This is a genomic window from Paenarthrobacter nitroguajacolicus, assembly GCF_007786235.1.
In the GTDB taxonomy this organism is placed as follows: domain Bacteria; phylum Actinomycetota; class Actinomycetes; order Actinomycetales; family Micrococcaceae; genus Arthrobacter; species Arthrobacter nitroguajacolicus_A.
This window is the reverse complement of the sequence record NZ_VNFK01000004.1, coordinates 1-22339: the sequence shown is the minus strand read 5'-3', so window position 1 is coordinate 22339 and position 22339 is coordinate 1. Positions and strand designations below refer to the sequence as shown.

Sequence of the window (22339 nt, the reverse complement as noted above, 5' to 3'; positions counted from 1 at the left end):
ATGAGGACCCTTTCGATGTTCGCCGTCCCGGCACCCCCGGTGCGCCACCAGCAGCTGCTCGTCACGATCTTCGGGCTCTATGGCCGGAACGCGGGCGATGCTTTGCCGGTCTCTGCGCTGATCTCCATGCTGGGTTCACTCGGATATGACGCTCCGGGAGTGAGGTCCTCGGTGTCCAGGCTCAAGGCCAAGGGCGTGCTGAAAAGTGTCCGTGAGGACGGGATCGCCAAGTACAAGATTTCAGAGTCAGTCAGCGACGTCTTCCGCGAAGGAGATCGGCGGATCTTCGCTCCCGAGCAGCCTGCGCCGGTGGATACCTGGGTGCTGGCCGTTTTCTCGGTGCCCGAATCCATGCGGAACCGCAGGCACCAACTGAGGTCCGCGCTGCTGGGGCTGGGGTTCGGGTCCGTGGCCAATGGGGTTTGGATCGCTCCTGCGCACAAGTTGGAGCAAGCCCGGGAGCGCCTTACGGCCAGCGGGCTGATTGAGTTCGTGGACCTGTTCCGGAGCGACTACGTCTTTGACGGTCCCATGCGACCCAAGATCTCTGAATGGTGGGACCTCAAGGAACTCGATGAGCAGTTCACCGAGTTCCTGGAGCTCTACGACGGTGCGGAGCAGCAATGGACCGAGCGGGTAGGGGACGACCCCCAAGCTGCCGTGGCTGAGTCCACCGAAGAGCTGCGGCGCGACGCTTTCCGTTATTACATTCCGATGCTCACCATGTGGCGCAGGTTCCCGTACCGGGACCCCAACCTGCCTACCGACTACCTTCCTCCCGAGTGGCACGGCCCGGCGGTTCGCAGGACCTTCCAGGCCGTACATCGCTTGGCGGCGCCCCTTGCGGCAGCACACGCTCACGAAGTCATCGCTGAGGCCCTGGACCCGGCGGCAGCCTGACTAGTCGCTGACCGCTTGGTCGCCAGTGCTTGGTGTTGCGACGATGCCGAATGTTTCCCCCTGCGGCCCCTGCACGATCGCCATGCGACCAAACGAGCTGTCCATGATGGGCGCCAGCAGCGTCGCTTCCAAGTCCTGGGCCCTTGCGGCAGTTGCGTCAACGTCGTTGCTGGCAAACCAGGCCAGCCAATGGTTCGGCACACCGTCCGGCATATCCGAGTCGTGGTGGACACCACCCACGTCGCGTCCGTCCAACGGGCGCTTGAAGATGGAGTAGATGAAGCCATCACTGCTGGCGTCCTGGTAGCTGACGTCGAAGACTTCGGAGTAGAAGGAGCGGGCGGCCGCGTAATCACGGGTGTGGAGTTCGTTCCAGCACAGGGCACCATGCTCGTTGACGCGTTCCGCCCCAATGTGGGTGCCGGCCTGCCAAAGGCCGAAGACCGCGCCCACGTTGTCCATGGCCAATGCCATGCGGCCGGAATCCATCACATCAAACGGGGGAGCAATCAGCTGCCCTCCAGCCGCGACTACTTTCTTGGACGTGGCATCAACATCGTCCGACGCCAGGAACGTGGTCCATACCGTTGGCGTCCTTGGATCCTGCTTGGGGCCCACGCCCGCGACGGCGCGTCCGCCAACATGCGCCAGGAGGTACTCGCCGGAGCCTTCGCCGCCGGAAACGAATTCCCAGCCGAAGAGGTCCGCGTAGAAGGACTTTGCCGCGGGCAGATCATCGACACCCAAATCGACCCACATGGGCGTTGCTGCGGGCCAGCTCGAGATTTTGGTGGACACGGGACTCCTCGGGTGTAGGGCTCAGGGGCGCAGCTGCCTCCCCGGATGCCCTATGCGCCGAGCGTCCGGAGAGGCCGCCACCCATAAAGTGCGGGTGGGACCCGATTCGTGACACGTTTTAGCCCTGCAAATTAGCCCTGCGAATTAGCCCTGCAAATCCTCCAGAACGGCCATGGCCGCGTTGTGACCACCAAGGCCGCTGACGCCGCCACCGCGACGGGCGCCTGCCCCGCACATGTAGATGTTCGCGTGGCTGGTGGCAACTCCCCAACGTTCGGCCGGCGAAATCCGCGGAGCATCGTCTTCCAGGAACGGCCATTGGAGGGGTCCGTGGAAGATGTTTCCTCCGGACATGTTCAAGGCGTGTTCCAGGTCAAGGGTGGTTTTCGCTTCGACGCAGGGGTTCCCATCGGCGTCCCGGAGAAGGAGATCCTCAATGGGCTCTGCCAGCACCGAGTTCAGCGATGCCAGGACAGCCGCCTGGAGCTCTCCCCGCAGTTTCTCGTTGTTCTCTTCAGTGACCAGCCGGTCCGGAACGTGCAGGCCGAACACGGTCAATGTTTGAGCCCCTGCTGCCACGAGTCCGTCGGAGAGGATGCTGGGGTCCGTGAGCGAATGGCAGTAGATCTCGCACGGGAGCGGTTGCGGGAGCGCGCCAGCCAGGGCTGCTTGATATGCGCCCTCCAACTGCCCGTAGTCCTCATTGATGTGGAAGGTGCCGCCGAAGGCCGCTTCGGGCGAAACGGACTGGTCGCGTAGTTTCGGCAGCCTGCTGAGTAAGAGGTTGACCTTGATCTGCGCGCCTTCCGGTCGGGTCCCGGAAACGGGGGAATTCCCCAACAGGCCCTCAAGCACCCATGGTGACACGTTGGACAGCACCCGCTGGCCTGTGAAGGCATACGTGGTGCCGCCGCGCTGGAACTGGACCCTTCCGTCGTCGGAAATGGCCGTAACTTCCGCATCCGGCAGCAGGACAGCGCCGGCATCCCGGGCAGCCCGCTCCAGCTCCTTCGATACTGATCCCATCCCGCCAACGGGGATGTCCCAGTCGCCGGTTCCGTTGCCGATCACGTGATACAAGAAGCAACGGTTGGCATCCAGGGACGGATCATCAAGGGATGTGAACGTGCCGATCAGGGCATCGGTGGCAACCATGCCCCGGACCAGATCGTGGGAAAGCCGCCTGGTGATGACCTCCCCGAGGGGCTCCTCGATGAATTCGGTCCACAGCTTGTCATCGCCTACGAGTTCCCGCGCCTGGGATCGTGTGGGCAGGGGTTCGCAGACGGTGGGGAAAAGGGCCTGCGCGAGCTTTCCGGTATCGGCGTAAAACCCGTCCAGCTGGTCAAAGTCCGCCTCCGCTCCGTGTCCCACACTCGCGAAGGATTTCCTGCTGGCCTCCGGATCGCCGCCATCAATGAGCAGGCCGGTCGCGGTATCGTGCGGGTTGGGTGTGTAGGAAGAGTAGCGGCGGTGGACGAGATCGATGTTCAGGCCCAGCTCGCGGATGATCCGTTCCGGAAAGAGGCTGACCAGGTACGAGTACCGCGACAGGCGGGCCTCCACGCCCTTGAACGCTGCAGCGGAAACAGCGGCCCCGCCAAAGTGGGCCTCGCGTTCCAATACGGCCACGCTCTTGCCTGCCCGGGCCAGATAGGCGGCCGCCGTCAGGCCGTTGTGTCCGCCGCCAACAATGACTACGTCGAATTCGGTTTTTTCCATGCCGCGAGACTAACGCTGAAGTTTGGGGAACTTACCAGTGAAGTCCTGAAGGGTAAGAGAATCTGTTCCTCGCGGGCTATTTGCCTATGACGAGCATCACGTCCGGGGCGCGGAGGCGGCGGACACGCGAAAGGCGCATGTCCGCCGTCGTGCGTCAGACCGTGCGGGTCGCTTTGGTGAGGTTTTCCCGCAGTTCTTCGGCGTTCTGCCGGATGACGTAGGCGGGGCGGTCGCGCTCGACACGCCAGCTGTCTTCGAGTGGGCCGATGTTGACGGTGTCGAAGCCGAACTCGTCGTACAGCCGGGTCACGAGTTCGGCGGCTTCCGGGAAGTCGCTCGCGGTGGCCAGTGCGCGACGGTTGGGCGTGCCCGCGGGTGCGCCGTCGGTGGTGATGTCCTTGGCGAAGATGTGGTTGAAGCCCTTGGCTACCTTGGAGGTCGGCAGGTGCTTTTGGAGCAGTCCGGAGGTGGTGGCTTCGCCGTTATCCAGTTCCGGAATGCGGCCGTCGCGCTCCCAGTAATAGTTGTTGGTGTCGATGACCACCTTGCCCTCCAGCGGCTCAGTGGGGATGTCCTGGTAGTTCTTCAGGGGAACAGTCACGACGGCGAAATCGCCTGCCGCTGCTGCCTCGGCTGCCGTTGCGGCCCGGGCGCGCTGCCCAAGTTCCGCAACCAGCTCGCCGAGCGTCTCGGGACCCCGTGAGTTACTGATCACGACGTCGTAGCCAAGTTCCACTGCCTTGCGTGCAACCTGGCTGCCAATGTGTCCTGCACCGATGATTCCGATTGTTGTCATGTCGGTGCCAACAAGATGTTGCAGGCGCCTATTTCCCGCGTTACGCAATATTTCGGAGGGTTTATACTAAGTAGTCTTACTATGCGGTTTGTCATCGAAGGCGAGGAGGTTGGGGTGGCCGGGCATTTGGAGCTGGTTGAAACCCCCGATGGGGGATATCGAATTCTGGTGGTGGACGGCGAGGACGCCTTGATGGGCCTCTCCAAGCGCTTTTCGTCGGTGGATGATGCTGTGGAAGGGGTGGCTTCCCTCCGGGAAGTAGCTGGTACTGGCCTGCTTCGCACGGCAACGGCGGAGCGCTATGCCGTCCTGATGCTGGAAGAACCAATCATCGATTCTGCGCTCGCAGCGCAGGGCGCGCAGATTCAATCGAAGGTGGCTAATTGTGGCAGCTGATACGTCGTCCAAAGAGAAGCGCGGAGTCCTCTTTGATGTGGACGGAACCCTCATTGACTCCAGCTACTTCCACGCACTGGCCTGGTGGCAGGCCTTCCGGCGCGAAGGGTTGGACATCGAAATGTCCGCAATCCACCGCCTCGTGGGGATGGGGGGCGATCGCCTCATTCAGACCTTGGTCCCGGACTGCTCCGAGGATATGCAGGAAGAGCTGAAGTCGGCGCACGGCGCGGTGTTCTCAACGTTCTGGCCGACGCTGCGCCCCTTTGGTTCAGTGCGCGAGCTCCTGGCCGGATGCTCCAGCGCGGGGTTGGCCGTGGGTTTGGCGTCGTCGGCCCAGGAGCGGGACCTTGAGGTGAGCAGGCGGATCCTCGACGCCGCTTCCTCCATTGATGCGTGGACCAGCTCCAACGATGCCAAGGAAAGCAAGCCCGCCCCGGACATCCTTGTGGCCTGTCTCGAGAAGCTTGGTGTGAGTCCGGAAAATGCCGTATTTGTGGGCGATGCGGTCTGGGACGTCAAGGCCGGAGCGGCCATTGGGATCCCGGTCATTGCCCTGACCTGCGGTGGAATCAGCGAAGCGGAGCTGCGCGAAGCGGGTGCCGCGGAGGTCTATGACAATCCGCGGCACCTGCTGGAACACCTGGAGACCAGCCTCATCGGCAAGCTCGCGGCAGGGCGCTGAGCGGCCAACCCGCCGGAAGCGGCTAGCGCTGCTGGTCGCCGATTCCCTTGTCCCGGCCGCGGCGGTTCCGCATGGTCCAAATGATCAACGCGATGATGATGGCTGCGGCAACTGCTGCCAGTACCCAGGGGACCACGTCGGTTCGCGTCTGCTCCTGCTGGCCCGTCTCGCCCGTCCCCGGGTTGGCCGGTCCGGTGCCCGCGGGGTTGGGGGCGTCGGATGTCGGCTCCGCGGTGGGTGTTGCCGTGGAGGGCCCGGACGGATTGCTGGGTTCCGGTGTTGGGGTGGCTGTGGTGGCCGCAACGCTGCCCTGCATGCCGACGGACGCGGTGGCAGATACTGCGGTGGACAGTGCTGAGCTCGCGAGCAGGGTCAGCGCCAAGGTGGTCAGAGCTAATCTACGAAGCATCGTTTTCTCCTGGGAACGGGGTCGAGAACGTTGTGGTAGTAAGCATACTGACTATTGGAGGGGTGTGGGGGTGGCACCCGTAGTGCGACGGGCAACACCCCCGGAACTCCTACCGCGTGAGCTTAGAGGAATCCGGTTCCTGGTCACCGATGTGGCCTGGTGCGTTGGCCGCGAGGACGCGCTGGACAAAGGCGCTGTACTCCTCCATGTAGTGCCGCAACAGTTTTGCGGTGCCTTCGTCCTTAACTGAACCGTCGTCGTCGTAAGCGTCCGCAACGAAACGGATGTAGGCCTCAGGCGCGTTCAATTGCGGCGCATCCAGGAAACTCAGCACGCTGCGCATGGAGGACTGCATCACCGCGGTGCCGATGCCACCGGGCGAAGCGCCGATGATTCCGGTGGGTTTCCGTGCGAACGAGTTGGTGCCCCACGGGCGTGAACCCCAGTCGATCGCGTTCTTCAGCGCGCCCGGGATGGAGCGGTTGTACTCGGGGGAGACGAACAGGATGCCGTCCGACGCCGCAATGGCATCCTTCAGTTCGCGGCCCGCCGGAGGGAAATCGGCGTCGTAATCCGAGCTGTAGAGGGGGAGGTCCTTGATGGTGATCTCATGGAATTCCAGCTCCGGGGGCGCCACGCTGATAAGCGCTTTGGACAGGACCCGGTTGATGGAGGTACTTGAGAGGCTTCCGACGAAATAGCCGATCTTGAATGAATCCATAGCGGCGTTCCTTCCCGACGGCACGGCCGGAACCGGCTCGTCGACGGTGTGGTGGCTGGTTGCCCCCAGCTTCCACCGACCCTAGTGGACTTGTGCACATAGCGCAGCCCCCTACTCCCGCCCGGCCCCTTGCAGTCATAGACTCATGCCAACTGGTTTCTGGAGCGTTCCGGAAGAGGGGTGGCGGGTGAAAGCAGGCATAGCGCGCGAGGCGCTCGATGGGGAGCGACGTGTGGCCGCCACGCCGGAAACGGTCAAGCAATTGGCGGGTTTGGGCCTTGCGGTAGAGATCGAATCCGGCGCGGGGCTGGCTTCCGGCCATAGCGACGATGACTACCGGCAGGCAGGTGCCTCCGTGGTGCAGTCGCTGGATCTCGGGGCCCTGGACGTCTACTGCCACGTCCGGCCCATGGAACCGTCGACGGCGGGGGCCCTCCGCAGGGGAGCCATCACCGTCGGCTTGGGGTCGCCGTCGTCCGAGTTGCCTACGGTCCCGGCGCTCGCCGCCGGGGGAATTACCTCGTTTGCGATGGAACTGGTTCCCCGCATCTCCCGCGCCCAATCCATGGATGCCCTGACCTCGCAGGCTTTGGTGGCTGGCTATCGCTGCGTGCTCGAGGCAGCCATGCGACTACCGCGGTTCTTCCCGCTCTACATGACGGCCGCCGGGACTATTCCACCGGCCCGCGTGCTGGTTCTTGGGGCAGGTGTGGCGGGCTTGCAGGCGATCGGCACCGCGAAGAGGCTCGGTGCGCGGGTTTCCGCCAACGACATCCGCCCTGCCTCGGCCGACGAAGTGGCTTCCATGGGCGGAACGTTCATCAAACTGGACCTCGAAACTGCGGAAGCCTCGGGCGGCTACGCCCGGGAACTGAGTGCGGACAGGGGTGCGCTGCAGCGTGCACTTTTGACGCCACACGTGGCCCAGGCGGATGTGCTGATTACCACGGCCGCCGTTCCCGGCAGGCGGGCCCCACTTCTGGTCACACGGGACATGGTCCAAGGCATGCGTCCGGGGTCGGTAGTGGTTGATCTGGCGGCAGAATCCGGTGGAAACGTCGAAGGGAGCATCCCAGGGCAGGACCTTCCCATTCCCACCGGTGATGGCCAGGGCATCGTAACGCTCGTGGGAATCAAGGACGCGGCGTCGGCCATGCCCGCGGACGCCTCGCGCCTCTACGCCAAGAACGTGGCCAACCTGCTGGCCCTCATGACCCGGGAGGGCGTGGTTGCGCCGGACTTCGACGACGACGTGGTGGCCGGCACCTGCCTCACCCACGACGGTGAGGTCCGGCACGCCCCCACGGCGGAGGCACTCACGGCGCTGGCCGGCGAGACCGCGCCTTTTGGAAGTACTCACCCCGGAACCGAAGGAGTGCGCTGATGGATGGCATGAGCCTGCTGACGATCACTGTGCTGGCCGTATTTGTGGGCTTTGAGGTCGTTTCCAAGGTCTCCAGCACCCTGCACACACCCCTCATGTCCGGGGCCAACGCGATCCACGGCATCATCCTGGTGGGGGCCATCATTGTGGCCGGGCAGGCTGCAGATCCGTGGGTCCTGGCGGTCGCCCTCCTGGCCGTAGTCCTGGCCACGGCCAACCTCGTGGGCGGATTCGTGGTGACCGACCGCATGCTGGAGATGTTCCGCGGAAGGCAACGGCCGGCGTCGAAGGTTGATGCAGTAGAACCCGCCGAGGAGCGACGCCCGTGACGCTGCTCAACCCCACCTGGACGGCACTGCTGTACCTCGCCGCGGCGGCCTGCTTCATCCTGGCCCTGAAAGGCCTGAACTCCCCACGGACTGCCCGGCGCGGAAATCTCATCGGTGCTCTTGGGGCGTTGCTTGCCGTGGTCACCGTGTTCGTTTCCGTGAAGCTGGACAACATTCCTTGGATCCTTGGGGCTATCGCGGTGGGGTCGGGAGTGGCTGCTCCGGTGGCGCGCAGGGTCCAGATGACGCAGATGCCGCAGCTCGTGGCCCTCTTCAACGGGGTGGGTGGTGGTGCCGCCGCGCTGGTTGCCTTGCTGGAGCTCTCGCATTCGGACGACCCTTGGGTCCGCCTGGCAATTGTGTTCACCTTGCTGGTGGGCGCGGTGTCGTTTGCCGGCTCAGGAGTCACCTTTGCCAAGCTCCAAGGACTCATGACCACCCGGCCGGTGACGTTTCCCGGCCTGCCCGCCCTGATGGCCTTGGTATTGCTGGCCGCAGTGGGGGCCGGTGTTGTGGTGATGCTGAACGGATCTTTGGTCCTCGCGCTGACCCTGTTGGTGCTGGGGCTTGCAGCAGGCATCCTCCTGGTGTTGCCGGTGGGCGGTGCAGACGTGCCGATTGTCATATCCCTCCTGAACGCCTTCACCGGTTTGGCTGTGGCAGCGTCCGGGCTGGTTTTGGGGAACGTGCTCCTTGTGGTGGCGGGAACACTGGTGGGGGCCTCCGGCACCATCCTCACCCGTGCCATGGCCGCGGCGATGGGCCGCAGCGTTGCCGGCATCATGTTCGGAGCCTTCAAGGGAGGCTCCACTGCCGGATCCACCGCCGTCAGTGAGCGGCCTGTCCGTTCCTCCAGCGCCGAGGACGTCGCGGTGCTGCTCGGCTATGCACAACGTGTGATCATCGTTCCCGGATATGGTCTTGCCGTCGCGCAGGGCCAACACACCGCGGCCGAGTTGGCCCTGGCCTTGGAAGCACGGGGGATCGATGTCGACTTCGCCATCCACCCCGTTGCCGGCCGCATGCCGGGGCACATGAACGTCCTCCTGGCCGAGGCCAATGTTCCCTACGAGTCGCTGAAGGAAATGAGCGACATCAACTCCGATTTCAGAACGGCCGATGTTGCTTTGGTGGTGGGCGCCAACGATGTAGTCAACCCGGCCGCGAAGACCACCTCGGGTTCGCCCATCTACGGAATGCCCATCCTGGAAGTGGCCGATGCCCGGCAAGTGGTGTTCCTCAAGCGCTCCATGCGTCCCGGGTTCGCCGGGATTGAAAATGAACTGCTCTACGAGCCGCAGACCACACTGCTCTTCGGTGATGCCAAGGATTCCTTGACCAAGGTGCTGGGGGCTGTGAAGGCGCTGTAGCGGCCCATTCCCTGAACTTGGCCACGTAACTGCGTCATGGACCGATGGTTGAAGGCACTGGACTTGTACAGAACCATGTACAGCAGGCTAGGAGTCGTCGGGTGCAAGACAGTAGGAAAGAGCCGTTGTTTGGGTTCCGCTTCGTCCAAGCACGGGGCAGGAGGGTGAACAATTGGACGTTGCTGGTTGGCCAAACTGTTCAAGTCTGGCGTGGCGACGACATCGTGGACCAAGGCATGGTGGAGGCCGTTACTCCTGACGGCAGCATTCTGTGGCTCACGCAAAGGGGAGCAATTGAACGACGGATGGTGACGAAGGAACGCGGAACGGGCCTCCGGGTCCAGCTCATCAACTGAGCAGCATCCCTGACGCGCCGCGTGCTCGGCTGAACAGTGCTACGTCCGCTTCGCTGCGCCCACCGGGGAGGAACGCCGTGGCTCAGCCGGACGGTGTGCCAAAATTTCCGCAAGTTCAGCCAGCCTGTGCGCTCGGGCTGATTCCGCCGGAGTGAACGGCTCGCCCTGCCGCGAGAACACCAGCGGTCCATGCCAGGCTGTCGGAATCTTCAGGATGTCCGTTGAAGGCCCGACGCCGGCAGTCACCTCGCCCTTTGGATGTTCCGGATCGATGGGGACTACTTTCGCGGAAAGCAGCTCGGCGACTGCCATCGGAAGTTCCTGCGGATTCCCGGCCACGCGGGTGGCGAGGCTCAGCGCCTTGGTTTGGCCGTCAGCCATGGCCAGCGCGGTGGTGGGCCACACGTGGGACTCACGCCCGCCGCCGTCGTCCAGTGCTTTGAGCAGTTCCTGCTCGGTGACGTTTCCCGGTGCGGAGAGGACGAACTCGTCCATCACCACGTTGTCCATCCCAGTTCCGGCCATCAGGTGGACGTGCAGGCTAAGAATGTTGGTGTCCAGCTTCGCAAGGGAGTGGGTGATTTTCTGCAAGGAGCCTGGCTGGTCGTGGAGCAGCGTGCGCGCCCGCCACAGCGATGGAGCCAGGTGCAGTTGTCGTCGCTGGCGTAGTGCCGAAGCATGCAGCCAGCGCCTGAGGACCTTCGCGGCTGATGGCTCAGCCACCCAGATGACCAGGACTGTAGCGGTCACCGCAAGCAGCAGGACCTTGGCAACGTAGGGGAGGTGCGTTTCCACAACTGCGGCATGCACCAGAAGTTCGATGGGAAGCATGACCGCGATGTTGGCGAGGGTGAGCCGGGCTTTGGGCGGTTCGGGCAACTGGCCGCAGACATCACAGAGGAGGTCCGCGGTGAGGGGAGTGCTCGGGTTGGGCTTCATGGTTTCATGCTGCCCTGCCCCTGTTTCGAACCCGTTGCCCGCGCGTCACGTTCTGGGTACGGCCCGGTGAACGCAAGAACCCGGCGTTCTCGGGGGAGAACGCCGGGTTAAACGACGCGGCTGGGAAGGGGCGCTGGTGTGCGCTGGTCCTAGCGGATGCGGTCGGAATCGAGATCCGGGTCGAGGTCGGAATCCAGATCCGAACCGCGCTCCGCGTTGCGGGCTGCGGCTGCGTCCTTCAGGAGGTCGCGGATCTCGGCCAGCAGTGCGGTGTCTGCGGGCAGCGGCTCTTCCTCGGGTTCCTCGGTGGAGAGGCGGTCCTTGACCAAAGAGTTGATCTTGTTCATGGGCGCCACGAAGATGAAGTAGACCACCGCTGCGGTGATCACGAAGGTCACCAAAGCAGTCAATACGGCGCCGATGTTGACGAGTGTGGCGGGGTTGTTCTCCCAGATCTTGAAGCCGAGCCCGTCAGCGTTCATGCCGCCGGCGGCGGCGATCACAGGGTTAATGATGTTGTTGGTGAAGGCTGTAACGAGTGCGGTGAAGGCACTGCCGATAACGACCGCGATGGCCAGTTCGATCACGTTTCCGCGAAGTATAAAGTCCTTGAAACCCTTAAACATGGATGGTCCTCCGGTTGGGTGCGTTGTCTGCCTCAGCAGGAATCAAACTACCATTCCGGTGTTTCCAGTGGGGGTCAAGTGACCAGGGAGGAAACTTGACCCCCACGGCGGGCTTCAAACAAACACGTCCAGGTCAGGCTCTAGCCGCTTCGAGTTCGTGGCCGGACACGGTGGCTCCCTTACCTCGATTTACCATCAGGGCCAACAGGTCGAACACCACTGTCGCCGCGGCCACACTGGTGATGTCGGCATGGTCGTAGGCGGGGGCCACTTCAACCACGTCGGCACCTACGATGTTGATACCGTTCAGGCCGCGGAGAAGTGCAAGAAGTTCGCGGGAGTGCAGGCCACCCATTTCCGGGGTACCGGTGCCCGGTGCGTAGGACGGATCCAGGACGTCGATGTCGATGGAAACGTACACGGGAGTGTCACCCAGCCGCTGCTTGACTTGGTCGATGGCCGCCGGGACGCCGATGACGTCCAGGTCGGAGCAACGAATGATCTGGAAACCGAACTCGTGGTCCCGGAGGAAGTCATTCCGATCGTAAACCGGCCCGCGGATCCCGACGTGCATGGATTTGTCTTCGATCAGCAGGCCCTCCTCGAAGGCCCTCCGGAAGATGGTTCCGTGCGTGACTGGCTGGTCGAAGTACGTGTCCCAGGTGTCCAGGTGGGCATCAAAGTGGAGCAGTGCTACTGGACCGTGCACTTTGTTGAGCGCCTGCAACATGGGGAGCGCGATGGTGTGGTCGCCGCCGATGGAGATCAGCTTCTTGTCCGCGCTGATCAGGGGACGGGCTTGTTCTTCGATCTCGCGGATTGCCCGGGTGATGTCATAGGGAGTGCAGGCGATGTCGCCGGCATCCACGACCTGGACTTCGTTGACTGGCTCTACATCCAACTCCGGGTGGTAACCAGGGCGCAGGAGGCGGGAGGCTTCGCGAACTGCGGCCGGACCAAACCGGGCCCCTGGGCGGTAGGAGGTTCCGCCGTCGAACGGTACGCCGACAATGGCAATGTCGTAGTCGGGGACGCGATCAATCTGCGGCAGCCTCGCAAACGTACCCAATCCGGCGTAGCGGGGAACCTTGGTGGCATCGACGGGGCCAATGGGCTGGTGAGTGGTCATGACAGGGATCCTTCGGTTACTTTGTTGGGCTCCGGGGTTGCCGGCTTCTTTTGGTTGGTGAGTTCTGAGAGGGACTTGTTGGCCGTTTCGGGTGCGAGCAGGAAAGTAGCCACCAAACCCACCAACGAGATTCCGGCGCCGATGAGCAGCGAACCTGCAGCGCCGAAGCTCACGATTGCGACGGGCATCAAGTACGTGCTGGCGGCCGATCCAATTCGGCTGACCGCGGTGCCGAAGCCCACTGCCGTTGCGCGAACCTCTGTGGGGAAGAGCTCGTTGGGGTAGACAACTTCGAGGAAACTGGAGGCGCCAGAGGCCAGAGCGAAGATAGCCAGGGCGATGAAGAGAGGCGCGGCTTGGACATTTGGAATGAAAGCCGGGATGGCGAGGGCCACCACGATGACCCCGAAGCTCGAAAGAAGCAACTTGCGTCGCCCGATCTTTTCAACGAGCCAGAGCCCGGGAATGCCACCCACCACGAACAACATGGAAATCAGGAACGATCCTCCGTAGAGGTTGGCATCGCCGGTCAAACCCATGGAGTGCAGGAGGTCCGGAGCAAAGGTGTACACGGCGAACAGGGGGATGACCTGCGCAGTCCAGAAGATGGAGACGAACAGCGTGCGTTTCCAGTATTGGCCCCGGAAGATATCCAGGAACCTGCCCTGCTTCGCCGGTCCCTCGCTGTCGGAAGCGATATCAGCCAGCCCATACTGCTGTCCGTAGACCTTCTTGATGACAGCATCGGCCTCCTCGCGCCGTCCGCGCGAGAGCAGCCAACGTGGGGACTCGGGAGTGCCCAACCGGAAGAGCAACGTAATAACGGCGAAGATCGCGGGGCTGGCGACCATCCAGCGCCAGGCATCGGGTCCCGTGTCGCGGAGCAGATATCCGACGGCGTACGCGACGGCCGCGCCGATCGCCCAGACAACAAACGTTGCTCCGAGAAGGCGCCCGCGGTGCTTTTTGGGCAGGAACTCTGCCAAGAGGGACGTGGCGATGGGGTAGTCGGCGCCAATGGCCATCCCCAGGAAGAACCGACAGAGGACTACTTGCCAAATCTCGGTGGCGAAGCCGTTCAGCACGGAGAACAGTGCCAAGGCGATCAGGTCGGCAATGTACATCTTGTGTCGGCCGATCTTGTCGGTGAGCCAACCGAAGACGCCGCCCCCGAAGAAAATGCCGACAAGGCTTGCCGCACCTACCAAGCCGATCTCTGCAGGCGTCATGTCCAGGCCGGGAATCATGGTGATCAGTGCGATACCAATGATCGACAAGGCGTAGCCGTCTATGAAGGGCCCGCCGGAAGCGAAGAATGTCAGCTTCTTGTGGAACGTGGTTAGTGGGGCGTCATCAATGAGGTTGCTGGTTGCGCTCATTGCAAACCCTCTCTCGTGAGTGCTCATCGTTGAGCAGGGGAAGTATGTAATTGAAGTCTTGGTGATGCAGGTCACGGAGGATAGAAGTACATTGACTACAAATGGCGGGGGTGCTTAGACAAGTGTCTAAAAACTGCCAAATGCATGAGAAGGGTAGCCGTAGCAATGGCAATCACCGTCGCTGAACTCGTCGCCGAACCGCAGCTGGGCCTGACAATCCTGGCCGGCTCGGCAGGAATGGATAACCGCATCACCTGGGCTCACACCTCGGACCTGCCCCGGCTCTGGGAGTGGGTCACGGGCGGCGAACTCATGATGACCAATGGTCTCTCGATTCCCGCCGACGCAGACGGGCAAGTGGCGCTCGCGGAGGCCCTGATGGACAGCGGTGCCAGCGCCCTGGCCATCGGAGAGAAGATGCACGCGCCGACCCTGACCGCGGAATTCCTGGCGGCGTGCGATCGGCTCCCCTTGCCCCTGGTCAATATTCCGTATCCCTTGCCGTTCATCGCCATCGCCAGGTCGGTTGCGGAGTCCTCGCTGCTCGAAGAGTCGCGTCGGCTCCGGCAGACGGCGCGCGTCTATGATCTGCTCCGCACCGCAGGTGCCTCCGAGGACCATTGGCAGAGCCTCGTTCAGCGGCTGGCGACCGAGTTGGACGCGGACCTGTTCGTCGTGGATCGCCGCTGCCTCCATCCCTGGCACCCCGATGGGAAGGCACTCCCGGAGTTCCTCGCTGATGCCTGGGCGCCGTCGTCGGGGCAGGTGACCCCTGCCGGGAAGAACTTCCAGTGGCACCGAATCCGGGGCAGGCATGTGCTGACCATGGATATTCCCACCCATGCCAATGCGCTCTTGGTGGTGCTGCCCAACAGCGAACCGCACCCGGACGCCGTCGTACTTCTGCACGCCGCAACCGTGCTGGGACTGCAGCTCTCGCGCATCGTCCTGTCGCTGGAAGGCCGGCACCGGGCCGCGGGCGAGTTCTTGCTTCAGGCCTTCGACGGCCGTCTGGGAGCGGCTGAGATGGAAAGCAGGTTGGCGGCCTTCGGGGTCCCGGCAGCTGGGTTTCTGGTCGCCTCGATTCAAGCGGACGACGGCGACAGGCTGGCCGGGGTGCATATCGAGCTGTGGCGGCACGGGGTTGCCTCTGTCACCTTGATGCGGAATACCCGGCTGCACGTGGTGGTCCCGGCCGACGTTGACGACGACGTCCTGGCCCACTGCGGCGGGAGTGCCACCCTGGGCATCAGTGCCCCCGCTGCGGTGGCCAACATCCAGCGTGCCCTGCAGGAATCCCTCTGGGCCCTCGGTTCGGCCCGCGCGAACAAGCTGGACGTCGCCCGGTATGCGGAGGGGCCCTCATGGTTGGGCTTGACGGGTTTCGAGGAAGGAACGGCTCTGGTCCGGCGGTTGCTGGGGCCGATTTTCGATTATGAACAGAGGCAGGATGGCGATCTCATTGTCACGCTGAGGACATATTTGGACTCGCAGCGATCGTGGCAGAAGACGGCTTCAGCGCTGTTCGCGCACCGGCAAACCATCATCTACCGGATCCGAAAAATCGGTGAGCTGACAGGCCTGGACATGGGCGAAACCTCCACGGTGGCGCAAATCTGGTTCGCGCTGCAGATCCACGAGGCCATGCGCGGGTAGGGGCCGCTTGCTTGCACTTTTGCGAAACCCCACGCTATGGTGTGAAGCGTGTCACTGACGTGATGCAACGCTTTTGATCTGCGGCGGGAGAGTCCTGCCGGTACATCCAGTCAGGCGCCGTAGGAGCAAATCCTCCCCAGGAATCTCTCAGGCCCATGTACCGCCGCGGTTAGGCAACTCTGGAAAGCAGCCCGGGCAACCGGGCTCACCGACGGTGCAAGCAGGCAACCATCCCTGCGGAATCTCTCAGGTCCAATACAGAGCGGGGAGGAACCCCACATCATCGTGGCGCTCATTGGGCGCCTGAATCATGGAGTTCCTCTTGACTGTTCAATCAACCCCCACCGCCTTCGCGGACCGGCACATCGGCGCCCGCCGCCAGGCCGACGTTGACACCATGCTCAAGGCCATCGGCTACGACTCTGTCGACGGCCTGGTAGACGTCGCCGTCCCCGATTCCATCCGCCAGGACACCGCCCTGAAGCTGCAGGACGCCCTCACCGAGGTGCAGGTCCTCGCCGAGTTGCGCAAGCTTGCTTCCAAAAACAAGACCGCGGTTCAGATGATCGGCCAGGGCTACTACGACACCGTCACGCCCCCGGTCATCCGCCGCAATATCCTCGAAGCTCCGGCCTGGTACACCGCCTACACGCCGTACCAGCCGGAAATTTCGCAGGGCCGCCTCGAAGCGCTCCTCAACTTCCAGACCATGGTGCAGGATCTCACCGGCCTTCCCGTGGCGAACGCTTCCCTGCTGGATGAAGCCACCGCCGTGGCCGAGGCCGTGCTGTTGATGCGCCGGGCCAACAAGAACAAGACGGCCAAGGATGGCAAGACTGTCCTGGACACCGACCTCCTTCCGCAGACCATCGCCATCGTGAAGGGCCGCGCTGAGGCGCTGGGATTCGAGGTGGAGGTCGCGGACCTCTCCGCCGGTCTGCCCGACGGCGACATCAACGGCGTCGTCCTCCAGCAGCCCGGTGCTTCGGGCCGGGTTTTCGACCACTCCGGCGTCATTTCCGACGCGAAGGAACGCGGCGCACTGGTCACCGTGGCCGCCGATTTGCTGGCGCTCACCCTCATCACGCCCCCGGGCGAACAAGGTGCAGACATCGCCGTCGGAACTGCGCAGCGCTTCGGTGTCCCGCTGTTCTTCGGTGGTCCGCACGCGGCCTATATGGCCGTCCGTGAAGGCATGGAGCGGACGCTCCCGGGCCGCATCGTCGGAGTCTCCAAGGACAACGCCGGCGTCCCCGCCTACCGCCTCGCGCTGCAGACCCGCGAGCAGCACATCCGCCGCGAAAAGGCCACATCCAACATCTGCACGGCACAGGCCTTGCTCGCCATCGTGGCTTCGATGTACGCGGTGTACCACGGCCCTGAAGGCCTGAAGGCGATCGCCGAAACCGTCCACGGCCACGCCCGCACCCTTGCCACTGCGCTGCAGAAGGCTGGTCGCGAGCTCGTCTCAGATTCCTTCTTCGACACCCTCACCGTCCGAGTCCCCGGCAAGGCAGAGAAGGTCATCGCCGCCGCCGAAGCCCGCGGCATCAACCTGCGGATCATCGACGCCGACACCGTGGGGGTTTCGGTTGATGAAACCACGACGCCGGAGGTCCTGTCCTCGGTGGCCGTCGCCTTTGGTGCCGGCCCGGTGGGGGACGCCTCCGGGTTCGAGCTGCCCGCAGACGTAGTCCGCACCTCTGATTTCCTGCAGCACCCGGTGTTCAACACGCACCGTTCCGAGACGCAGCTGTTGCGCTATATCCGCAAGCTGTCCGACCGGGACCTCGCTCTGGACCGCACCATGATCCCCTTGGGTTCCTGCACTATGAAGCTGAACGCCACCGCGGAGATGGAAGCCATTTCCTGGCCGGAGTTCGCCTCGATCCACCCGTTCGCTCCGGACCACCAGACGGCGGGTTGGCGCGAACTGATCGAAGACCTGGAAGCCGACCTCACTGAGATCACCGGCTACGACCAGGTGTCCATCCAGCCGAACGCCGGTTCCCAGGGTGAGCTTGCCGGTCTCCTGGCGATCCGCGGCTACCACCTGTCCAACGGCGATGAGCAGCGCAACGTGTGCCTCATCCCGGCCTCGGCCCACGGCACGAACGCTGCCTCCGCGGTGCTGGCCGGCATGAAGGTTGTCGTCGTGGCGACGGCATCCGATGGCACGATCGACCACGACGACCTGAAGGCCAAGATCGAGGCCAACAAGGACGCGCTCTCCTGCATCATGATCACGTACCCGTCCACGCACGGTGTGTACGACGCCGACGTCCGCGAAGTCTGCGATGCGGTCCACGAGGCCGGTGGCCAGGTGTACGTTGACGGCGCCAACCTCAACGCGCTGGTTGGCTTGGCCCAGCCGGGCAAGTTCGGTGGCGATGTCTCGCACCTGAACCTGCACAAGACCTTCTGCATCCCGCACGGCGGTGGTGGTCCGGGCGTTGGCCCGGTCGCAGCCAAGGCACACCTGGCACCGTTCATGCCCGGTGACGCGAACAGTGATTCTTCCGAAGGCGGCGTCGCGATCTCGGCCTCGCGCTTCGGTTCCGCCGGGGTCCTGCCGATCTCCTGGGCGTACGTGAAGCTCATGGGCGGCCAGGGCCTGACCGAAGCCACCAAGTCCGCGCTGCTGGCGGCCAACTACGTGGCTTCCCGGTTGGATGAGCACTTCCCCATCCTGTACACGGGCGAAGGCGGACTCGTTGCCCACGAGTGCATCCTGGACCTCCGCGAGCTGACAGCCCGTACGGGTGTCACGGCCGAGGATGTGGCCAAGCGCCTCATCGACTTCGGCTTCCACGCGCCCACCCTGGCTTTCCCGGTGGCAGGCACCTTGATGGTGGAACCCACCGAATCCGAGGACCTGGCAGAGATCGACCGCTTCATTGAAGCCATGATCACCATCCGTGCCGAAATCGAGCAGGTGGCCACCGGCGATTTCACTGTTGAAAAGTCGCCGCTGCGCAACGCGCCGCACACGGCTGCCGCCGTCGTAAATTCCGCCTGGGACCGCGACTACCCGCGTGAGCAGGCCGCGTTCCCGGTCCACCACCTCAAGCAGGACAAGTACTTCCCACCGGTTGGCCGCATTGACGGTGCCGCGGGGGACCGCAACCTCGTGTGCTCCTGCCCGCCCCTCACGGACTTCGAAAACTAAGGACTCCTGACATGTCTGAGAACTACACCGCTCTGTACGAGCAACACAAAAAGGCCGGCGCTTCCTTCACGGACTTCGGCGGCTGGCAGATGCCCCTCAAGTACGAGTCCGAACTCGCCGAGCACCACGCGGTCCGCAACGCAGCCGGCCTGTTCGACCTCTCCCACATGGGCGAAGTCTGGGTCACCGGTCCCGAGGCCGCAGCGTTCCTGGACTACGCCCTGGTGGGCAAACTGTCCGCGATTGCGGTGGGCAAGGCCAAATATTCGCTGATCTGCAACGTCGACGGCGGCATCATCGACGACCTCATTACGTACCGTCGCGCTGACGATAACTTCCTGGTGGTCCCCAATGCGGGCAACGCCAAGGTGGTCGCCGCGGCGCTGGGGGAGCGGGCAGCCGGTTTCGACGTCGTGGTTCAGGACGCTTCGGCGGACACCTCGCTGATCGCCGTGCAGGGACCGAACGCCGAGGCGATTCTGCTGAAACTGGTGCCTGGCGAGCAGCACTCCTTGGTGACGGAGCTGAAGTACTACGCAGCAGTTGAGGTATCCATCAACGGCGAGGACCTGCTCTTGGCCCGCACCGGGTACACCGGAGAAGACGGGTTCGAGATCTACATCCCGAACGTCGACGCTGCCGGGCTCTGGGAAGCGCTCCTGGAAGCCGGCGAAGGCCACGGACTCATCCCCGCTGGGCTCGCAGCCCGCGATTCCCTCCGCCTCGAAGCCGGCATGCCGCTCTACGGCAACGAGCTCTCCCGCCACGTCAACGCCTACGCCGCAGGTCTGGGGCCGGTAGTTTCCCTGGCCAAGGAAAGCGACTTCGTTGGCCGGGACGCACTCACTGCCATCAAGGCAGCAGGCGTCGGAACCACCATCGGCCAGAAGCTCGTAGGCCTCAAGGGCACCGGTCGCCGAGCCGCCCGCGCCCACTACTCAGTCCTCAAGAACGGTTCCCTCATCGGTGAGGTGACCTCGGGCCAACCAAGCCCGACGCTGGGTTACCCGGTGGCGTTGGCGTATGTCGACGTCGAGCATGCCGAACCCGGGTCCTTCGTGGACGTCGACCTCCGCGGCAAGGCAGAGCCTTTCGAAGTGGTGCCGCTGCCGTTCTACAAGCGCCAAAAATAAGAGTTTTCGTACACATAACGCCCTTATGAGGCCCTTTTGAGGGCATCAGCTGTACAAAAACTCGAAGAAAGAGAAGGAATTGGAATGAGCAAGGTAGTAGCTGAATTGAAGTACTCGGCCGAGCACGAGTGGGTTGCCGCTGACGGGGACGGGCCGGTGGGGATTGGGATCTCCGCCGTCGCCGCTGACGCTTTGGGTGACATCGTGTACGTGGACCTGCCCGAGGTTGGTTCCACAGTCACTGCGGGCGAGACCTGTGGCGAGGTGGAGTCCACCAAGTCCGTGTCCGATCTGTACTCGCCTGTGACGGGTGAGGTGACAGAGATCAACGACGCCGTTGTCGGAGATCCCGCCCTGATCAACAACGATCCCTACGGCCAGGGCTGGCTGTTCAAGGTCGCCGCCACTGAAGAAGGTCCGCTCATGTCGGCCGAAGAGTACGCAGCAGCCAACGGAGGCGAACTGTGAACCCCGTGTCGGTAACCGAGTACCAGCAGGTTGTGTCGGCGTCGTTGGACGCCCAGCTCTCCGAGCTGGACCCCGAGATCGCCGCAAAGATCGACGACGAACTGGGCCGCCAGCGCGACGGCCTGGAAATGATCGCATCGGAGAACCACACTGCCGTGGCTGTCATGCAGGCGCAGGGTTCGGTGCTGACCAACAAGTACGCCGAGGGCTACCCGGGCAAGCGCTACTACGGCGGCTGCGAGCACGTCGACGTCATTGAGCAGCTGGCCATTGACCGCATCAAGGCATTATTTGGCGCCGAGTACGCGAACGTCCAGCCGCACTCCGGTGCGCAGGCGAACGCCTCGGTGATGCACGCGCTGATCAAGCCGGGCGACACCATCATGGGCCTGAACCTCGCCCACGGCGGCCACCTGACGCACGGGATGCGGATCAACTTCTCCGGCAAGCTCTACAACGTGGTCCCGTACGGGGTTCGCGAGGACACCCATACCGTGGACATGGTGGAGGTGGAGCGCCTGGCCCAGGAGCACAAACCGGCACTGATCGTGGCCGGCTGGTCCGCGTATGCGCGACAGCTGGACTTCGCTGAGTTCCGCCGGATCGCTGACTCCGTGGGCGCCTACCTCATGGTGGACATGGCCCACTTCGCCGGGCTTGTCGCCGCCGGCCTGCACCCTTCGCCGGTCCCGCACGCGCACGTCACCACGTCCACGACGCACAAGACGTTGGCCGGTCCGCGTGGCGGCATCATCCTCTCCAACGACGCCGACATCGCCAAGAAGATCAACTCGGCCGTGTTCCCGGGCCAGCAGGGCGGACCTCTGGAGCACGTGATCGCGGGCAAGGCTGTCGCGTTCAAGATCGCTGCCTCTGAGGAGTTCCGTGAGCGCCAGGAACGCGTCCTGGCCGGTTCCCGCATCCTGGCCGAACGCCTGATCCAGCCCGACGTCGCTGCGAAGGGCATCTCGGTGGTTTCCGGTGGAACGGACGTGCACCTGGTCCTGGTGGATCTGCGCAACTGCGAACTCGATGGCCAGCAGGCCGAGGACCGCCTCGCCGCGATCGACATCACCGTCAACCGCAACGCCGTACCCTTCGACCCGCGCCCGCCCATGGTCACTTCCGGCCTGCGGATCGGCACGCCCGCGCTGGCTACGCGAGGCTTCGGTGAAGCGGCCTTCCGTGAGGTTGCGGACATCATCGCCGAGGCTTTGATTGCCGACGCCGAAGCGGACCTTTCCGGGCTGCGTCACCGCGTTGAAGCACTCGCTGCCGCGCACCCGTTGTACCCGGGCACGGCAAACCTGGGCTAGTCGCTAGGTTGCGCTGACCGATTCGGGGGCTCGCTGCGGAGTGCGCCGTGCGAACGGCATGTTTCGCAGCGAACCCCTGTTCCGGCCGAGGCGCTCCACGGCGTAGGCACATTGATCTCCCGGGTGGGCGGTCGCTTGGGAACGGGCGCCCACATAAAGACCGGGTTGGAGGTCCGCACTGGGACCTCCGGGGGCCGGGCCGCCTTGGCTCGGGATTGGCCCGGCCCCCACATTCTTTGTCTTTGTTTCACTCTTCCCTGAAAGGGATCCCAGCTATGGCTGTTGGCGTTTTCGATCTGTTCTCTGTGGGTATTGGTCCGTCGAGTTCGCATACTGTGGGGCCGATGCGGGCCGGGGCGGTGTTTGCCCGTGAGCTGCGTGAGTCCGGTGTGCTTCCTGCCGTGGCCGGGCTCCGTGTTGATCTTTATGGCTCCTTGGCTGCCACGGGCAAGGGGCACGGCACCTTCACTGCTACCTTGCTGGGCTTGGAGGGTTACCACCCCGAGCTGATTCTGCCTGATGAGGTGGAGGAGCGGCTGGCTGGGATTGCTGAGAGCGGTGTGTTGAACCTTGCTGGTGCGTCGGGTGGGGGTGTGGAGTTGCCGTATGCGGTGGAGGATATGGTGTTGCATCCGTTGACGGTGTTGCCGCGGCATAC

Annotated in this window: 22 protein-coding genes and 1 riboswitch; of the genes, 13 read left to right on the top strand and 9 right to left on the bottom strand. The window is 63.7% G+C overall.

Going from position 1 to position 22339, the window contains the following annotated elements; translation table 11 throughout:
* Window positions 1-900, top strand: coding sequence for a PaaX family transcriptional regulator (locus FQP90_RS05825; protein ID WP_244296533.1), 900 nt, complete (start codon window positions 1-3; stop codon window positions 898-900).
* On the opposite strand, the gene FQP90_RS05820 is transcribed toward FQP90_RS05825, so the two are convergent.
* The 3 genes from FQP90_RS05820 to FQP90_RS05810 all read right to left on the bottom strand — a co-directional run bounded on the left by FQP90_RS05820 (window position 901) and on the right by FQP90_RS05810 (window position 4216).
* The gene (locus FQP90_RS05820) at window positions 901-1698 is read right to left on the bottom strand and encodes a VOC family protein (protein WP_167510417.1); all 798 of its coding nucleotides are present in this window, start codon (window positions 1696-1698) and stop codon (window positions 901-903) included.
* A 144-nt stretch (window positions 1699-1842) separates the two neighbouring features.
* Complete coding sequence (locus FQP90_RS05815; RefSeq protein ID WP_144648750.1) at window positions 1843-3420, bottom strand: phytoene desaturase family protein; 1578 nt, start codon at window positions 3418-3420, stop codon at window positions 1843-1845.
* Between the two features lie 154 nt (window positions 3421-3574).
* Window positions 3575-4216, bottom strand: coding sequence for an NADPH-dependent F420 reductase (locus FQP90_RS05810; RefSeq protein ID WP_144648749.1), 642 nt, complete (start codon window positions 4214-4216; stop codon window positions 3575-3577).
* Window positions 4217-4297: 81 nt separating this feature from the next.
* On the opposite strand from FQP90_RS05810, the gene FQP90_RS23570 reads away from it, so the two are divergent.
* Entirely contained in the window at window positions 4298-4612 is a 315-nt protein-coding gene (locus FQP90_RS23570; protein WP_244296528.1) for a hypothetical protein, read from the top strand.
* Entirely contained in the window at window positions 4602-5297 is a 696-nt protein-coding gene (locus FQP90_RS05800; RefSeq protein ID WP_144648748.1) for an HAD family hydrolase, read from the top strand. Before FQP90_RS23570 ends, FQP90_RS05800 begins: the two co-directional genes overlap by 11 nt.
* Before the next feature lie 22 nt (window positions 5298-5319).
* On the opposite strand, the gene FQP90_RS05795 is transcribed toward FQP90_RS05800, so the two are convergent.
* Together FQP90_RS05795 and FQP90_RS05790 are read right to left on the bottom strand one after the other, a co-directional pair.
* On the bottom strand, window positions 5320-5706 hold the full coding sequence (locus FQP90_RS05795; protein WP_144648747.1) for a hypothetical protein: 387 nt from the start codon (window positions 5704-5706) through the stop codon (window positions 5320-5322).
* A 109-nt stretch (window positions 5707-5815) separates the two neighbouring features.
* Window positions 5816-6427 carry an NADPH-dependent FMN reductase gene (locus FQP90_RS05790; RefSeq protein ID WP_144648746.1) on the bottom strand — a complete coding sequence of 204 codons (612 nt, stop codon included), beginning with the start codon at window positions 6425-6427 and terminating at the stop codon, window positions 5816-5818.
* A 187-nt stretch (window positions 6428-6614) separates the two neighbouring features.
* Between FQP90_RS05790 and FQP90_RS05785 the strand changes: the two genes are divergently transcribed.
* The 4 genes from FQP90_RS05785 to FQP90_RS05770 all read left to right on the top strand — a co-directional run bounded on the left by FQP90_RS05785 (window position 6615) and on the right by FQP90_RS05770 (window position 9866).
* Window positions 6615-7811: a Re/Si-specific NAD(P)(+) transhydrogenase subunit alpha gene (locus FQP90_RS05785; protein ID WP_144649099.1), complete on the top strand. Its 1197-nt coding sequence runs from the start codon at window positions 6615-6617 to the stop codon at window positions 7809-7811.
* Complete coding sequence (locus FQP90_RS05780) at window positions 7811-8140, top strand: NAD(P) transhydrogenase subunit alpha (protein ID WP_144648745.1); 330 nt, start codon at window positions 7811-7813, stop codon at window positions 8138-8140. The genes FQP90_RS05785 and FQP90_RS05780 overlap by 1 nt, the downstream gene beginning before the upstream one ends.
* Window positions 8137-9510 (top strand): NAD(P)(+) transhydrogenase (Re/Si-specific) subunit beta, encoded by a 1374-nt coding sequence (locus FQP90_RS05775; RefSeq protein WP_144648744.1) that lies wholly within the window; start codon window positions 8137-8139, stop codon window positions 9508-9510. Before FQP90_RS05780 ends, FQP90_RS05775 begins: the two co-directional genes overlap by 4 nt.
* Before the next feature lie 164 nt (window positions 9511-9674).
* A complete protein-coding gene (locus FQP90_RS05770) occupies window positions 9675-9866 on the top strand; it encodes a hypothetical protein (protein WP_244296526.1) in 192 nt (63 codons plus the stop codon).
* 39 nt (window positions 9867-9905) lie between these two features.
* Here FQP90_RS05770 and FQP90_RS05765 read toward each other — a convergent pair whose 3' ends face one another.
* From FQP90_RS05765 to FQP90_RS05750, 4 genes are all read right to left on the bottom strand, one after another.
* Window positions 9906-10805 carry an amino acid-binding protein gene (locus FQP90_RS05765; RefSeq protein WP_144648743.1) on the bottom strand — a complete coding sequence of 300 codons (900 nt, stop codon included), beginning with the start codon at window positions 10803-10805 and terminating at the stop codon, window positions 9906-9908.
* A 149-nt stretch (window positions 10806-10954) separates the two neighbouring features.
* Entirely contained in the window at window positions 10955-11431 is a 477-nt protein-coding gene (gene mscL / locus FQP90_RS05760) for a large conductance mechanosensitive channel protein MscL (RefSeq protein ID WP_144648742.1), read from the bottom strand.
* 133 nt (window positions 11432-11564) lie between these two features.
* Window positions 11565-12560: an agmatinase gene (gene speB / locus FQP90_RS05755; protein ID WP_144648741.1), complete on the bottom strand. Its 996-nt coding sequence runs from the start codon at window positions 12558-12560 to the stop codon at window positions 11565-11567.
* A complete protein-coding gene (locus tag FQP90_RS05750) occupies window positions 12557-13939 on the bottom strand; it encodes an MFS transporter (protein WP_144648740.1) in 1383 nt (460 codons plus the stop codon). The genes speB and FQP90_RS05750 overlap by 4 nt, the downstream gene beginning before the upstream one ends.
* Before the next feature lie 165 nt (window positions 13940-14104).
* Between FQP90_RS05750 and FQP90_RS05745 the strand changes: the two genes are divergently transcribed.
* The 6 genes from FQP90_RS05745 to FQP90_RS05720 all read left to right on the top strand — a co-directional run.
* Window positions 14105-15595 carry a PucR family transcriptional regulator gene (locus FQP90_RS05745; protein WP_144648739.1) on the top strand — a complete coding sequence of 497 codons (1491 nt, stop codon included), beginning with the start codon at window positions 14105-14107 and terminating at the stop codon, window positions 15593-15595.
* Window positions 15596-15669: 74 nt separating this feature from the next.
* Window positions 15670-15768, top strand: a riboswitch (glycine riboswitch).
* Between the two features lie 149 nt (window positions 15769-15917).
* Window positions 15918-18764 (top strand): aminomethyl-transferring glycine dehydrogenase, encoded by a 2847-nt coding sequence (gene gcvP / locus FQP90_RS05740; protein ID WP_144648738.1) that lies wholly within the window; start codon window positions 15918-15920, stop codon window positions 18762-18764.
* An 11-nt stretch (window positions 18765-18775) separates the two neighbouring features.
* Complete coding sequence (gene gcvT / locus FQP90_RS05735; RefSeq protein ID WP_144648737.1) at window positions 18776-19897, top strand: glycine cleavage system aminomethyltransferase GcvT; 1122 nt, start codon at window positions 18776-18778, stop codon at window positions 19895-19897.
* Window positions 19898-19981: 84 nt separating this feature from the next.
* Window positions 19982-20365: a glycine cleavage system protein GcvH gene (gene gcvH, locus FQP90_RS05730; RefSeq protein WP_018780328.1), complete on the top strand. Its 384-nt coding sequence runs from the start codon at window positions 19982-19984 to the stop codon at window positions 20363-20365.
* Window positions 20362-21681, top strand: coding sequence for a serine hydroxymethyltransferase (gene glyA, locus FQP90_RS05725; RefSeq protein WP_144648736.1), 1320 nt, complete (start codon window positions 20362-20364; stop codon window positions 21679-21681). The genes gcvH and glyA overlap by 4 nt, the downstream gene beginning before the upstream one ends.
* Before the next feature lie 275 nt (window positions 21682-21956).
* On the top strand, window positions 21957-22339 hold a 383-nt coding region (locus FQP90_RS05720), incomplete at its 3' end, for a serine dehydratase beta chain (protein WP_280115944.1).

What these genes read in the sequence shown, in the direction of transcription:
- FQP90_RS05825 (WP_244296533.1), top strand. Translation starts at nt 1, where the DNA reads ATGAGGACCCTTTCGATGTTCGCCGTCCCGGCACCCCCGGTGCGCCAC.
- FQP90_RS05815 (WP_144648750.1), bottom strand. Translation starts at nt 3,420, where the DNA reads ATGGAAAAAACCGAATTCGACGTAGTCATTGTTGGCGGCGGACACAAC.
- FQP90_RS05810 (WP_144648749.1), bottom strand. Translation starts at nt 4,216, where the DNA reads ATGACAACAATCGGAATCATCGGTGCAGGACACATTGGCAGCCAGGTT.
- FQP90_RS23570 (WP_244296528.1), top strand. Translation starts at nt 4,298, where the DNA reads ATGCGGTTTGTCATCGAAGGCGAGGAGGTTGGGGTGGCCGGGCATTTG.
- FQP90_RS05795 (WP_144648747.1), bottom strand. Translation starts at nt 5,706, where the DNA reads ATGCTTCGTAGATTAGCTCTGACCACCTTGGCGCTGACCCTGCTCGCG.
- FQP90_RS05790 (WP_144648746.1), bottom strand. Translation starts at nt 6,427, where the DNA reads ATGGATTCATTCAAGATCGGCTATTTCGTCGGAAGCCTCTCAAGTACC.
- FQP90_RS05780 (WP_144648745.1), top strand. Translation starts at nt 7,811, where the DNA reads ATGGATGGCATGAGCCTGCTGACGATCACTGTGCTGGCCGTATTTGTG.
- FQP90_RS05765 (WP_144648743.1), bottom strand. Translation starts at nt 10,805, where the DNA reads ATGAAGCCCAACCCGAGCACTCCCCTCACCGCGGACCTCCTCTGTGAT.
- mscL (WP_144648742.1), bottom strand. Translation starts at nt 11,431, where the DNA reads ATGTTTAAGGGTTTCAAGGACTTTATACTTCGCGGAAACGTGATCGAA.
- speB (WP_144648741.1), bottom strand. Translation starts at nt 12,560, where the DNA reads ATGACCACTCACCAGCCCATTGGCCCCGTCGATGCCACCAAGGTTCCC.
- FQP90_RS05750 (WP_144648740.1), bottom strand. Translation starts at nt 13,939, where the DNA reads ATGAGCGCAACCAGCAACCTCATTGATGACGCCCCACTAACCACGTTC.
- FQP90_RS05745 (WP_144648739.1), top strand. Translation starts at nt 14,105, where the DNA reads ATGGCAATCACCGTCGCTGAACTCGTCGCCGAACCGCAGCTGGGCCTG.
- gcvT (WP_144648737.1), top strand. Translation starts at nt 18,776, where the DNA reads ATGTCTGAGAACTACACCGCTCTGTACGAGCAACACAAAAAGGCCGGC.
- gcvH (WP_018780328.1), top strand. Translation starts at nt 19,982, where the DNA reads ATGAGCAAGGTAGTAGCTGAATTGAAGTACTCGGCCGAGCACGAGTGG.